At 60.1% G+C, this 13,187-nt stretch carries 11 protein-coding genes; 5 read left to right on the top strand and 6 right to left on the bottom strand.

Annotated features, from left to right (window positions below):
• Positions 1-65: 65 nt before the first annotated feature.
• From LG294_RS00915 to benA, 4 genes are all read right to left on the bottom strand, one after another.
• Positions 66-905 (bottom strand): 1,6-dihydroxycyclohexa-2,4-diene-1-carboxylate dehydrogenase, encoded by an 840-nt coding sequence (locus tag LG294_RS00915; RefSeq protein WP_404288638.1) that lies wholly within the window; start codon positions 903-905, stop codon positions 66-68.
• Positions 905-2,452 (bottom strand): benzoate 1,2-dioxygenase electron transfer component BenC, encoded by a 1,548-nt coding sequence (gene benC, locus LG294_RS00910; RefSeq protein ID WP_404288636.1) that lies wholly within the window; start codon positions 2,450-2,452, stop codon positions 905-907. Before benC ends, LG294_RS00915 begins: the two co-directional genes overlap by 1 nt.
• Before the next feature lie 98 nt (positions 2,453-2,550).
• Positions 2,551-3,081, bottom strand: a complete 531-nt coding sequence (gene benB / locus LG294_RS00905; RefSeq protein WP_404288634.1) for a benzoate 1,2-dioxygenase small subunit — start codon at positions 3,079-3,081, stop codon at positions 2,551-2,553.
• 18 nt (positions 3,082-3,099) lie between these two features.
• Positions 3,100-4,458 (bottom strand): benzoate 1,2-dioxygenase large subunit, encoded by a 1,359-nt coding sequence (benA, locus tag LG294_RS00900; RefSeq protein ID WP_404288633.1) that lies wholly within the window; start codon positions 4,456-4,458, stop codon positions 3,100-3,102.
• Positions 4,459-4,700: 242 nt separating this feature from the next.
• On the opposite strand from benA, the gene LG294_RS00895 reads away from it, so the two are divergent.
• Positions 4,701-5,951, top strand: coding sequence for a benzoate/H(+) symporter BenE family transporter (locus tag LG294_RS00895; RefSeq protein WP_404288631.1), 1,251 nt, complete (start codon positions 4,701-4,703; stop codon positions 5,949-5,951).
• Here LG294_RS00895 and xylB read toward each other — a convergent pair.
• Together xylB and LG294_RS00885 are read right to left on the bottom strand one after the other, a co-directional pair.
• On the bottom strand, positions 5,948-7,336 hold the full coding sequence (gene xylB / locus LG294_RS00890) for a xylulokinase (RefSeq protein WP_404288629.1): 1,389 nt from the start codon (positions 7,334-7,336) through the stop codon (positions 5,948-5,950). The two genes, LG294_RS00895 and xylB, sit on opposite strands and share 4 nt — an antisense overlap.
• Positions 7,337-7,338: 2 nt before the next feature.
• Positions 7,339-8,133: a DeoR/GlpR family DNA-binding transcription regulator gene (locus tag LG294_RS00885; protein ID WP_404288627.1), complete on the bottom strand. Its 795-nt coding sequence runs from the start codon at positions 8,131-8,133 to the stop codon at positions 7,339-7,341.
• Positions 8,134-8,312: 179 nt separating this feature from the next.
• Here LG294_RS00885 and LG294_RS00880 point away from each other — a divergent pair, with 179 nt between their 5' ends.
• From LG294_RS00880 to LG294_RS00865, 4 genes are all read left to right on the top strand, one after another.
• On the top strand, positions 8,313-9,650 hold the full coding sequence (locus LG294_RS00880) for an MFS transporter (protein WP_404288625.1): 1,338 nt from the start codon (positions 8,313-8,315) through the stop codon (positions 9,648-9,650).
• A gap of 50 nt (positions 9,651-9,700) precedes the next feature.
• The gene (locus LG294_RS00875) at positions 9,701-11,185 is read left to right on the top strand and encodes a mannitol dehydrogenase family protein (RefSeq protein ID WP_404288623.1); all 1,485 of its coding nucleotides are present in this window, start codon (positions 9,701-9,703) and stop codon (positions 11,183-11,185) included.
• A gap of 131 nt (positions 11,186-11,316) precedes the next feature.
• The gene (locus LG294_RS00870) at positions 11,317-11,913 is read left to right on the top strand and encodes a TetR/AcrR family transcriptional regulator (protein WP_404288621.1); all 597 of its coding nucleotides are present in this window, start codon (positions 11,317-11,319) and stop codon (positions 11,911-11,913) included.
• A 45-nt stretch (positions 11,914-11,958) separates the two neighbouring features.
• Positions 11,959-13,173, top strand: a complete 1,215-nt coding sequence (locus LG294_RS00865) for an MFS transporter (protein WP_404288619.1) — start codon at positions 11,959-11,961, stop codon at positions 13,171-13,173.
• Positions 13,174-13,187: the final 14 nt, after the last annotated feature.

The raw sequence follows: 13,187 nt of genomic DNA, 5'->3' as shown, positions 1-13,187 counted from the left end.
GGGCCGTTTCGTGCATGCTGCTCAACGCTTCGCAAATCAAAGCGGGAGCAAAGTAACCGTTGGCGCTAACCGAGGTCTCCCCCAGCTACCGCGAGGGTGCTGCCGGTGATGTATGAGGCTTCGTCAGAGGCCAGGAACACAATCGGTGCGGACTGTTCGTCCAGGGTTCCGTAGCGCTTGAGCAACGTGGAGTCGACCGTCTGATCCACAATGCTCTGGTACCAGGCTTTCTCCTGCTCGCCTTGCGGGGCAGGGCCCCGCGCCACCCGCCGTTCGGGCGCTTCGGTGCCACCCGGAGCGGTAGCCACCACGCGGATTCCGTGCGCTGCGCCTTCCATGGCAAGGGCCGAAGTGATGGCCTTGACCCCGCCCTTGGCCGCCGCATAGGGCACCCGGTTCATACCGCGGGTCGCCACCGAGGAAACGTTCACGATGGTGCCTGTGCGTGCCCTGGTCATTTCTTCGAAGACCGCGCGGCACATCCACAGGGTCGGGAAGAGCGAACGCTGGATTTCCTTGCTGATTTCTTCCGGCGCGTAGTGCTCGTACGGCTTGGCCCAAATGGTCCCGCCAACGTTGTTGATGAGCACGTCGATCCGGCCGAATTCGTCCATCGCCGCGGCCACAGATGCCAACGCACCCTCGTAGGTTTCGAGGTCTGCGGTAACACTCAGCGCGTTCGCGCCGTGGGCGCGCAAGCCCTCGGCGACCTCGTGGATCAGTGCGTCACGGTCAACCAGAACCAGTTCCCCGCCTTCGGCGGCGATGCGCCGGGCCACGGACCAGCCGATGCCCTGGGCTGCGCCGGTGACCATCACTACTTTGCCGGCAAAACGACCGGCGTGGAAGGACTCGGGCAATCCGGCGGCTGCGGTCTCGTTAGCCGGGGCGCTTTCCGCGCTCACTAGCTTAGTTCCTGCGAGGCCGCGGCCATGGTGGCTTTGGCGTGCTCGTTGTGGGAGATGATCGCCGCACGGGCCGCGGCGCTGTCCTGCTGCTCGAAGGCCGCAACGATGGCGAAGTGATCCGCGTCGACCGCACCGTCGATCCAGTGCTCCTGACGCAGCACTTTAGCCATGAGCGCCGGAACTTCGAGGCGGGTGTAGGCCTGCAATAGGTGTTCGTTACCCACGCAGTTGAACAGGAATTCATGGAATGCGTCGTTGGTGACGGTGAATTCGGCTGCGTTGACAAACTTCTCGCCGTCCAAGGTCTTGCCTGCAAGTTCCGCCAGGACCTTGAATTCACCCAACTGGCCATCGGTCAGCTTGCCCATGGTCAGCTCCACGACCGCCAGCTCAAGAGCCATGCGGGCATCGAACTGGGCACCGAAGGTTGCGTGCTCTTCCCCGATTTCGTAGGCGGCGGCTGGAGTTTCGGTTGCTTCGGCGACCGGCACTGCTGCTTCCGGTGCCGGGGCGGCATCCGGAACAACAGCCAGGGCGAACTTCTCGAAGTAGAAGTTCTGCGGCTTGATGCCTTCGCCGTCCAGGTGGCGGCGGACGCCTTCAACCATCGGGGGCGGGCCGCACAGGTAGATGTCGACGTCGCCCTCGGCCAGGTGCTGCGGCTCGAAGTGGTTGGTGACGTAGCCTTTCTTTTCTGCGGCGCTGTTCGGGTCGCCAACCACGGTATCGAAGCTGAAACCCTTAATACGTGAGGTGTAGGACTCGAGCACGTCGAGCTCGACCAGGTCGGTATCGGTGTTCACGCCGTAGATCAGGTGGACCGGGTGCGGGTTCTCCATGCCGACCAGCTTTTCCAAGATGGACAGCAGCGGGGCTAGGCCGGTGCCGCCGGCCAGCAGCAGCGACTGGCGTTTTGGTTCGCGCAGGAAGAAGCTGCCCATCGGGCCGGTGAAAGTGAGCCGGTCCCCAACCTGTGCCGTATCGCGCATGTAGGTGGACATCAATCCGCCGTCGGTGATGCGAATCAGGAAGGAGACGATGTCGACCTCCGGACCCGAGCTGAAGGAGTACGAGCGGGTCTGTCCACCGGAGCCGGGAACCTCGATGTTCACGTACTGGCCGGGCAGGAAGGAGAGGTCTTCGCGTTTGTCGACCTCTAGGCTGAAGGCGTAGGTGGTCTCGGAAATGCGGCGGATCTCGGTCAGCGTCGACTCGTAGACGGTCGCGGCGGTCTTGGCCACATCCGAGGTGGTGGGGATCTGCAGCACGAGGTCGGATTCGGGGACCATCTGGCAGGGCAGGCAGTAGCCCTGCTCGGCTTCGTCGTCGGTCAGCGCTTCCTCGATGTAGTCGCCCGCGTCGAACTTGCCCGATTCACAGAACGACTTGCAGGTGCCGCAGGCGCCGTCACGGCAGTCCAGAGGGATGTTGATCCGTGCCTTGTAGGAGGCGTCGGCGACGGTTTCGCGGGGGCCTACTTTAATGAAGCGGGTAATCCCGTCCTCAAAAGCTAAGGCGACCTGGTAAGTCATAAGTGTGCTCATTTCAAAATCGTGCTGGTGGGGCAGCAGTAAGTTCTTTGCCGCGCTGCGCCGGGCTGATGCCCGGCGCCGCGCGGGTCGGCCTGGGAGATGCGGCCGAATTAGATGTGGTAGATATCCACGACGTGGTGGATGTAGTCGTTCTTCAGCACGACCTTCTTCGCGGTGATCACCGGCGCGGTGCCCGAGTAGTCAATCGTGTAGAAGGAGTTGCCGAAGTAGGTGTCGACATTCTGGTAGCGGAAGTACAGCGTGAACCAGTTGAAGCGGACATCAACTTTGTCCCCGTTGACTGCCACGATCTCCACGTTGGTGATGTTGTGCCCGGTGCGCGGCTCCGGCAGGCTGGTAGCCGAGGAACGGTCGGTCTTGATGCGGAAGACGCGGTCTTCCAGACCACCGCGGTTTGCATAGTAGATCAGCGAGATTTCGCGCTGCGGGTCCTCGGTGAGCTTGTCGTCATCGGCCCACGCCGGCATCCAGAAAGTGGCCTCCGGGTGGTAGCAGTCGATCCAGCGATCGAAGTCGCGGTCATCCAGGAAGCGTGCCTCCTGGTAGAGGAACTGCTCAACGTCAGCGGTAGTGACGGTCCCGTTGCTGGTCTTGGCCTCGGTCAGTGCAATGGTGCTCATGTGGCTTTCCCTTCGGCCTTAGTTCTTGGTTTCGAGTTCGGCGGCCAGCGCCTTGCGCATGGTGCTCAGCCAGTAGCCATGCTGGATCGGGTACAGACCCTCATCCTCGGTGCGGGCGCCGGAGGCGATTGGCTCCAGGCCGATCTTCTTCGCGTTCTCGTCGGCACCGGTGATCTGGTGCGCCGAGCCGCGGCTCATGTCGTTCCACTTGGCTGCTGTGGCCATGTAGGTCTTCTGGCAGGAGCGGAATTCTTCCAGGTCATCCGGGGTGGCCATGCCCGAGGCATTGAAGAAGTCCTCGTACTGGCGGATGCGATTGGCGCGCGCTGTGTCGGACTCGCCCTTGGGTGCGATGCAGTAGATGGTGACCTCGGTCTTGTCCACGGCAACTGGGCGGAACACGCGGATCTGTGAGGAGAACTGATCCATCAGGTACACGTTCGGGTACAGGCACAGGTTGCGTGAGACACCGATCATCCAGTCGGCCTTGGCTTCGCCGTACTTGGCGACCAGCTCTTCGCGCTTCTCTGCCAGCGGGCGGTTGGCGGCGTCCAGCCATTCGGTCCACAGCAGCAGGTGGCCATTGTCGAATGAGTAGAACCCGCCTTCCTGCTTGTCCCAGCCGCCGGCATCCATGGTCTTGGTGTCGTTGGTCGACTCTCCGGCGCTGCGGCGAGCCTGGGTGGCGGCGTAGTTCCAGTGGGTAGCCGAGACGTGGTAGCCGTCGGCACCGTTTTCTGCCTGCAGCTTCCAGTTGCCGTCGTAGGTGTAGGTGGATGAACCGCGCAGTACTTCGAGGCCTTCCTCAGACTGGTCGACGATCATGTCGATGATCTTCGCCGCTTCGCCCAGGTGCTCCTCCAGTGGAAGGACGTCGGCATTCAGCGAGCCGAAGAGGAAGCCGCGGTAGTTCTCGAAACGGGCAACCTTGGTCAGGTCGTGCGAGCCGTCCTTGTTGAACTGCTCCGGGTAGCCGGCGCCGCGGGAGTCCTTGACCTTGAGCAGCTTGCCCGAGTTGTTGAAGGTCCAGCCATGGAACGGGCAGGTAAAAGTGGTGCGGTTATCGGTCTTGCGGCGGCAAAGCATCGCACCGCGGTGACTACACGCGTTGATGATGGCGTTCAGTTCGTTCTGCTTATTGCGCGAAATGATGATCGGCTGACGTCCGATATTGGTGGTGAAGTAGTCACCAATGTTGGGGATCTGGGATTCGTGGGCCAGGTAAACCCAGTTGCCTTCCCAGATGTGCTTCATTTCCAGCTCGAAAACTTCTTCGTCGGTGAAGATATTTCGGTTGGTACGGTATACGCCGGTCTCTGGGCTGTCGACAAGCGCGTTGTCGAGCACCTCTGATACGGCATTCAAAGTCTCGGTCATGGTGTGCTTTGCTCCATCCTTCATATGGGGCCCGGGAGGGCGCAACCGCTCGAGGCGGCCATTCACGAACTCAACCTTGGCAGACTGTGCGCGCCATCACACTAGGCATCTGCCTAGGCTTGACCTAGGCATTGAAACTATGAGTTTCCGCATATCAATGATGGGGTTTTAAGTATTTGTCGTTCGCTTGTGACCTGCGTAACGTGGGCAGACGTTGCGGTCAGCGAAACGGGAGCCAAGAAATGACAGAAGAAAAAGCGGTCCAACCGCGCGGGTTTCGCCGACTAGGAAATGACATTTCTTTCTCCGCAATTTGCGCCGGATTCATCGCCATGGCCGTGTCTTATGCCGGCCCGATGCTCGTGATTTTGCAGGCGGCCCAACGCGCCGGGCTCAGTGAGGCGCAGAGCAGTTCCTGGGTGTGGGCGGTCTCGGTCGGCAGCGGAATCACCGGCTTGCTCCTCAGCCTATTCACCCGCCAACCAATTATCGTCGCCTGGTCCGTGCCGGGCGCCGCGCTCCTGCTGACGGTACTCGGCGACTACAGCTATTCCGAAGCCATCGGCGCGTACATCGTTGCCGGGCTGCTGAGTTTGATCCTGAGCCTCAGCGGCTTGCTGGGCTGGCTGTTGGCCCGTGTGCCAAAACCGGTTTTGGCCGCGGTGCTCGCCGGGGTGCTACTGCCCTTTGTGATGGAGGTAGTCCAGGCGGTTCTTGATTCGCCGCTGATCGCCGGCGGCCTGGTGGCCGCCTACTTCTTGGCCCGCCGCTGGTCTCCGGGCTACGCGGTCCCGATAGCACTATGCACCGGCATAGCGCTCGCGGCAGGTTCTGGCCAGATTTCGAATGCACCGCTTTCGTTCATGCTCACCTCACCGGTCTTCACGGCCCCAGAATTTTCGCTTTCCGCCATCATGGGCATTTCTCTTCCGCTGCTGATCGTGACCATGGCAGGGCAAAATGGTCCGGGACTGGCCATGCTGCGCAGCAGCAAGTACCAGCCAAATGATCGGCTACTGCTTAGCGGGGGCTCGCTTGCGAGCATTCTCTTCGCGCCCTTCGGCGCGCACGCGATCAACCTTGCAGCTATCACCGCAGGGATCTGCACCTCCGCCCAGGCACATAAGGACCCAGCACGACGCTATGTGGCAGGCATTTCCTGCGGTGCGTTTTTCATCTTCTTCGGCCTATTCAGCCAGACGTTTTTGAAGCTTTTTGCGGCGGTTCCAGCCGAGCTGGTCATCGCTGTCGCGGGCGTGGCATTGCTCCCGGCCATGCAGGGTTCGATGCAGGATATGTTCGACAGTCCGTCTGCCGGAGCGGTGGAAGCCGCTGTCTGCACCCTAATCATCACCGCCTCCGGGGTGGCGCCGCTGGGAATTGTCTCACCCTTCTGGGGTATCGCAGGGGGCACCCTGTGCTATTTGGCGCTGCGCAAGCGGCGCCCAGCTTATGCCCGAAAGAGCTCAAGCGCGGCCGTGACCTCTGGCTAGTTCCACCCCTTGGTTGCGTCCCTAGTTTCCACATACCGCGCATAGATCTCGGGGCGCGGCTCACCCTGGTAACGGGTGGACTCTGCGACGTTCCAGGCCGGTGGTGCTTCTTCTCCGCTTAACGCCCACGCGGCCTGCCGCGCTGCACCCAGCGCCACGTATTCGGCAGTTTGCGGAACATCCACCGCTACGCCAAAAATTTGCGGGGCGATTCGGCGCACCGCTTCGGACTGCGCACCGCCGCCGATCAGCAGGATTCGCCGGGTTTCCACGCCGGTGGCTTCTTCAAGCGCAGCCACCGCGTCCTTCATGGAGCACAGCAATCCTTCGACGTAGGCACGGGCTACCTGTTCACGGGTTGTCGTGGTGCGCAGCCCATGCATCAATCCCGTCGCGTCAGGCCGGTTCGGGGTGCGTTCTCCGCCAAAGTAGGGAAGCAGTACAGCTCCCCCGGAACCAGGCTCCGCGGCCAGGGCAAGGTCGGAAAACTCTTTTTGGCTCACGCCGAGCAACCGGGCACCAAAATCGAGTACCGGGGCGCCATTAAGGGTGCAGGCCAGCGGCAGGTACCTATTTGTCGCATCCACAAACCCACTAACCATCCCGGTGCCATCGTGGATGCTGTGGTCCACCACTGCTGAAGCTACTCCTGAAGTGCCCATGGAGACGCACACGTCTCCGGGCTGCAGATCCAACCCCAGCGAAGCGGCCATATTGTCTCCGGTGCCGGCCGCAATTTTGAGGCCCGCAGAAGTTTCGCCGACTATTTCATTTGCGGCGGCAAGCCGGGGCAAGGCCACCGGCTTGCCGAGCGCCCGTTCTGCGACCACGGGCAGAAAACGACGCTGCGCGGTCGAGTAGTATCCGGTGCCCGAGGCGTCTCCATGGTCAGTGGTCGCTTCCGCGCGTCCACCGAGGTGCCAGGTCAGATAGTCGTGCGGCAACAGCACCTGGGTTGTGCGGTTCGCGTTTTCAGGCTCATTTTCGCGCAGCCAACGCAGTTTCGATGCGGTTAGCGACGCCACCATCACACTGCCTACCAATTGCGCGCATCCCTGCTCTCCGCCAAGCTCACCGATAAGGTCCTGGGCTTGCCCAGCCGAGGAGATGTCATTCCACAAGATGGCATCTCGCACCGGAGCACCCTGCTCGTCCAAGGCCACCATGCCGTGTTGCTGGCCAGCGACCGCGAGCGCGGAAGCCTGTTCCATCAGCCCTTCGGTGCTTGCTTCAAGGGCTTTGATCCATTCCGTCGGATCCACCTGGGTCCCGCCGGGGTGTGGCGCGCGCCCCGAGGCTTTCACTTCGCCGGTCTGCGCATTGACGAGCAGCGCTTTGCACGATTGAGTCGACGAGTCGATTCCCAAGACATAGGTCTGTGGCATGGCTAGTCCTTCGGTGAGGTAACTGCGAGATGGATATTGAGGTTCAGCGACTCCAACAGGGCCAAAAGGTCGGGAGTCAGCTGTTCATCGATGACTACGTCATCAAATTCATCCAGTCCCATGACGTGATAGAGCCCGTTGCCCTCGAATTTGCTTGAGTCAACGATCAGAATTTTTCGGCCGCCGGTTTTCAGCAAAGCTCGCTTAGTGAGCGCAGCCTCAGCATCCGGGTGCAGAAGCGCCTGATTCTTCACCGCGGTGGTCGAGACGAACACCGCGTCTGCGGTAAGTCGCTGGGCCTGTTCAACGACCACCGAGCCAAGGAAGGAATCGGTTTCTGCATAGTACTGCCCACCCAACCCCACCAAAGCGATGGATGGCTGGGCCGACACTGCGTTCATCAATGCCAGCGAGTGGGTAATGACCGTGGAAGGCTGACGGCTTTCCAGATGAGGTCCCAGCGCGCCGACGGTAGTGGAGTCATCCAAGGCAATGACCGAGCCAGGCTCAATGAGCTGTGCTGCGGTACGGGCGAGCCGTCGCTTAGTGTGCGCGTTGAGATGCCGACGCAGCCGCACATCCCGTTCGGCCAATCGCGCTGTGATGGCGCGTGCCCCACCGCGGATGCGTTCAATTCTTCCCTCGCTTGCTAGGACGTCCAAGTCACGGTGGATGGTCATAGCGCTAACCCCGAAGGCATCGGCCATATCTTCCACGCGTGCGGTGTGGACCCGATTTATGTAGCCCGTCAACTCGTCGCGTCGACTCTCCGGAGGCAGCCCACTAGATCGCAACACCGCGGATCCTCCTTCAGCAAGTTCATCATTTCTCACATCTTCGATGATAGATGCTGTGCCTGCACTCTCAAAACATCACGTTCTAAGCATTATTTAACATAAAATCTGTTGAATATGTTTATTTGGTGTTAGATTAGTGAAATCACGAGCGGCAGCAATGTCCCACGCAAAGGAGCGCCATGACCTCGGAACCCTCGAACCCAAGTTCACCCCCGACCACTCGAAGCGGCACTGGCTTGCTCGACCGCATGGGCCTTCCGCGCCCGCTCCTATGGGGTTTCATCGGCTTGACGCTCTTCATGATCGGCGATGGCGTGGAAACCAATATCCTCACGCCATACCTGACCGGCGAGCATGGATTCTCCATTCCGATGGCCGGAACACTGATCACCATTTACGGTGTCGCCGTCGCCGTAGCGGCATTCCTTTCCGCCTCGCTCTCGGACCTGTGGGGTCCGCGCAAGGTGATGTTTATTGGCGCCGGAATCTGGGTAGCCTTCGAACTGCTCTTCCTGCTCGTAGCCCTCAACTCTTCCAACGTAGTCCTGGTCTTCATCACCTACGGGCTGCGCGGCTTCGGCTACCCCTTCTTTGCCTACGGGTTCCTCGTGTGGATCTCCGCAACCGCCAATGCAAAACGCTTGGCGGTCGCCATCGGCTGGTTCTACGTTGCCTTTAGCGCGGGCCTGCCAACGCTTGGCGCACTAACAGCGACGGCCTCGTTGGAAATTTTCGGGCTGAACTATTATCAGACCCTTTGGATTTCATTGGCCCTGGTGGTCCTCGGTGCAGCAGTGGCATTGCTCGGCGTCAAGGAGAAAACCGGACGCGCTGCGCTGGTGGATAACCCTGAGCAAGTATGGAAGACCATGAGCTTTGGCCTTCGCCTGTTAGTGAGCAACCGTAGGGCGCTGATGGTGATGCTGACCCGCACGATCAATTCGGTTCCCACCTATGGCATGGCGGTCTTCTTCCCCGCTTTGTTTGTGGACCGTTTCGGCTGGAGCGTTGGCCAGTTCTTGATTCTGACCACGGTGATCTATGCGGTGAATATTCCGTTCAACCTCTTCTTCGGCGCTTTGGGCGATAAGTTGGGCTGGTCGAAAACCGTGGTCTGGTTCGGCGCGGTCCTCTGCGCGGTGTCCATGGCCTGCCTTTATCTGGTACCCGCTTGGGCGGTAGACAACGGGATCGAACACGCTTACCTGCTGACCCTGCTGATCGGTGCGGTCTTCGGTATCGGCCTAGCCGGATTTGTTCCGCTTTCCGCGATCGCGATCTCGCTGGCTCCGGAGCATCCGGGCGCCGCGATGGCTTCCTACAACCTGGGCATCGGTGCCGCAGTGTTCGCCGGACCCTTGCTGGTCGCCCTGCTCTACACCACCTTGGGTGCCGCCGGAATGGTGTATCTGTTCGCCGCACTGTACCTAGTGGCCGCGCTGATGTCTCATTCTCTGCGCGGAACCCAGCCCGGATTCAACGGCGTCCCCACACCCGCTCCGGCGCGTGTCGGCTAAGCCGAGCGCCACTCAAGCTTTTCTCATTTCACTAAGGAGACCGCGACCTCATGAAACTTTCGAATCAGACATTGTCACAGATACCGGGTGAAGTAGCCGCACCCGACTATGACCGCAGCAAGGTTACCGCCGGAATCGTCCACTTTGGCGTGGGCGGATTCCACCGCGCCCATCAAGCCATGTATGTGGACCGTCTCATGAACCAGGGCCGAGCCCTGGACTGGGGAATCTGCGGCATGGGCATTATGCCTTCCGATACTCGCATGCGAGATACTCTGCGCGGCAGCGATGGACTCTATACCTTGGTAGTCAAGAACCCGGACGGCAGCCGTGAAGTTCGGGTCATCGGCTCGATTATCGATTACATCTACGCTCCGGATGACACCAACGCAGCTATCGAGAAACTGGCAGATCCTGCGACCCGCATCGTTTCGCTGACCGTCACAGAAGGCGGATACAACGTCAATCCGGTTACCGGGGAATTTGATCTGGAAAACCCGGGGGTCGCCAAGGATCTGCACGAGCCTACCCAGCCAAAAACGACCTTCGGCCTGATCAGTGCCGGGCTAAAGCTTCGCCGCGAGCGGGGGATCCCTCCTTTCACCGTCATGAGCTGTGACAACATTCAGGGCAACGGGGAGGTGGCACAAAAGATGTTTGGAGCCTTCGCCACCGCGCTGGACGCAGAATTCGGTACGTGGGTACAGAACAATGTTCCGTTCCCAAACTCGATGGTTGACCGCATCACCCCGGTCACCACCGAGGCTGATCGCCAAGACGTGGCCGAGCGATATGGCATTGAAGATGCCTGGCCGGTAGTGAGCGAAGACTTTGTGCAGTGGGTGCTGGAGGACAAGTTCGTTTCGGGCCGCCCGGAATTCGAACAGGTCGGAGTCCAGTTAGTTGAAGACGTGATGCCTTATGAACTGATGAAGTTGCGCCTGCTCAACGCCACTCATCAGGGGCTGTGCTATTTCGGCCACCTGGCTGGATATCGCGCGGTGCACGACGTGGCACGCAATGAGCTATTTGCCCAGTTCCTCTTGCGTTATATGCGCGCCGAGGCGCAGCCTACGCTAGCGGCCTTGCCCGGCGTTGATTTGGCCGCATATCAGGACAAGCTGATCGAGCGGTACAGCAATGAGCATGTGGCGGACACGATTGCGCGGCTTTGCGCGGACTCCTCGGATCGCATCCCTAAGTGGCTCATGCCGGTGGTCCGCGAAAACCTCGCCGCCGATCGGGATGTGAGCCTTTCGGCGGCCATCGTAGCCAGCTGGGCACGCTATGCCGAGGGAACGGATGAAGCGGGTGAACCGATCCAGATTGTTGACCGCCTAGCTCAGGAAGTTTCCGCCGCCGCGGCGAAGCACCCCGAAGATCCGCTAGCGTTCCTGCGCCAGAGGGACCTGTTTGGCGATGTTATCCACGATGAACGTTTCACCAAGCCATATTTGGAGGCCCTCGAATCCCTGCATTCGCAGGGGGCAATTGCCACTTTGGAACGAATTATGACACAGAGCGACGCACATTAGTATCACTGGGAAACACTCTCAGCTTGCCGAGCGGTCCTTTCAAAGGGGTCGCTCGGCCTTTTTGTGCCTGAGATCCTAGAAACCTGATGAAAGTTGCTAAAGTGAAGTGACACTTTAGTTTAGGAATCGTAATGAATGACGGAATCTTGCCGGTTAGCACCCGCCCACGCAGCGTGGCAACCCATCACAAGGTCTTGGACTCCACCAATAAACTACTTCGCGAGGTCGGTTTTCGCGGGATCTCTATTGAACGTATTGCCGAGCATTCAGGTGTCAGCACCGCGACGCTATACAAGCATTGGCCCACCAAAAATGCAATCGTTGCCGAAGCTTTCGGACGCGTTGCCACCGAAGCGCTGAAAGTCCCCACTGAGGGCGATCCCTTGGCGAACCTCATAGACTGCACGGTCGAGTCGCTGACCTTCCACAGCGTACAAAGCGGCCGGGTATTCTTCCAACTGCTGGCAGCCTGTTCACTGGAACCGCATGGCGCCGCGTATTTCGACCAGTTTTATCTGATTCCGCGGCGCAAGAGCCTCGAACCCGTCTTTGCTCGCGCACTCGCTTCAGGGCAGTTGGCCGAGGGGCTGGAAATCGATGTTGCCATGGACGTGGCCTTTGGCGCCGCGGTGTTCCGGCTGATGCGCGACACCGAAGACGTTGATCTGGCATCAATTGAAGACACCGTCCGCTGGTCCGTGCGCGGATTATTGGCGGAGCAGCACTAGGTGCATTACGCACTCAACCCATCACTACAACACAGAAGAGATCTCGTGGCACACGCCAATAATTACGTTGCCGACAAACTCGGCTTCACTACCGCTCTCATTGGCCTTTGCCTCATCGCAGCACATTCCGGCACACCGTCACCGATCTTCCCGTTGTACTCCGAGCAATGGGGGCTGTCTTCCCTAGAGGTCAGCAGCGTATTCGCCGTTTATATCTGCGGCTTGCTGGTCACGCTGCTGACCTGCGGAGCACTGTCCGATCACATTGGACGCCGCCCCGTCGCCTTTAGCGCGTTGCTGATTGCCGCGGCTTCGATGCTCGTCATGGCATTCGCCGATTCGCTTAACGCACTACTGATCGCTCGGATCTTGCAAGGCATTGCCTCGGGCCTCGGATTCGGCACGCTGGGCGCAGCCTTGCTCGACTACTCCCCCGCCTCACGTCACCCGACCGTCGCAATGCTCAACGGCGCGGTGCCACCTGCGGCAATCGGTCTCGGCGCCCTGCTTAGTGGGATTCTTGTGGAGTTCGCTCCGCATCCATTCCAGGTTCCCTATCTGGTGGTCGCTGCGTTGTTGATCCTGGCGCTGATTCCGGCGTGCTTGCTCAAGGAACGCCACCCACGCCGCCGCGGTGTCTGGCGTTCGCTTGTACCCTCGGTAATGATCCCGATGGAAGTTCGCCGCGAATTCCTCGTCGCAGTCGGCGCATTGCTTGCCAGCTGGGCGTTGGTCGGAATGTATCTGGGCATGGGAGCGAGCATCACCAGAACGTTGATGAACATTCAAGCACCCACCCTGAGCGGCTTAGCCATCTTTGCGCTGACCGGCGCCAGTGCGGTGCTCGGGGCCGTCACTTTCCGGTTCAACGCCTTGAAGGTGATGACCCTTGGGTGCATCTCGCTGATCGTTGGATCGGGCGGGCTCGTGCTTGCTGTTTATACGGAAAATACGGCGATCTATTTCATTTCCAGCATCATCGGCGGCATCGGCTTGGGCGGCGCCTTCCAAGGTGGGCTTCGAACCATCGTGGAGAACGTCCCCACACTGCAACGCGGCGGCACGCTCTCCTCGGTATATCTGGTGAGCTACCTAGCCTTCGGCCTGCCGACATTGATCGGCGGACTGCTAATTCCAGTCCACGGATTGAAGTACGTCATCTACGGCTACGCCGGACTTGTGGTCCTCTTATCGATCATTGCCTTGGCGTTGATCTTTGGAACCTCGAAGCGGGGCAAACGAGCGGACGCCCCCCGGTAGCTGTTCAGCCGACT

The organism is Glutamicibacter arilaitensis, from assembly GCF_044793945.1.
GTDB classification, from domain to species: domain Bacteria; phylum Actinomycetota; class Actinomycetes; order Actinomycetales; family Micrococcaceae; genus Glutamicibacter; species Glutamicibacter arilaitensis_B.
The sequence above is the reverse complement of the archived record's forward strand: the minus strand, read 5'-3'. Positions and strand labels throughout refer to the sequence as shown.

Excerpts from the sequence above, each read along its gene's own strand:
- benC (WP_404288636.1), bottom strand. The coding sequence starts at position 2,452 with ATGAGCACACTTATGACTTACCAGGTCGCCTTAGCTTTTGAGGACGGG.
- xylB (WP_404288629.1), bottom strand. The coding sequence starts at position 7,336 with ATGCCACAGACCTATGTCTTGGGAATCGACTCGTCGACTCAATCGTGC.
- LG294_RS00875 (WP_404288623.1), top strand. The coding sequence starts at position 9,701 with ATGAAACTTTCGAATCAGACATTGTCACAGATACCGGGTGAAGTAGCC.
- LG294_RS00880 (WP_404288625.1), top strand. The coding sequence starts at position 8,313 with ATGACCTCGGAACCCTCGAACCCAAGTTCACCCCCGACCACTCGAAGC.
- LG294_RS00895 (WP_404288631.1), top strand. The coding sequence starts at position 4,701 with ATGACAGAAGAAAAAGCGGTCCAACCGCGCGGGTTTCGCCGACTAGGA.
- LG294_RS00870 (WP_404288621.1), top strand. The coding sequence starts at position 11,317 with ATGAATGACGGAATCTTGCCGGTTAGCACCCGCCCACGCAGCGTGGCA.
- benB (WP_404288634.1), bottom strand. The coding sequence starts at position 3,081 with ATGAGCACCATTGCACTGACCGAGGCCAAGACCAGCAACGGGACCGTC.
- benA (WP_404288633.1), bottom strand. The coding sequence starts at position 4,458 with ATGACCGAGACTTTGAATGCCGTATCAGAGGTGCTCGACAACGCGCTT.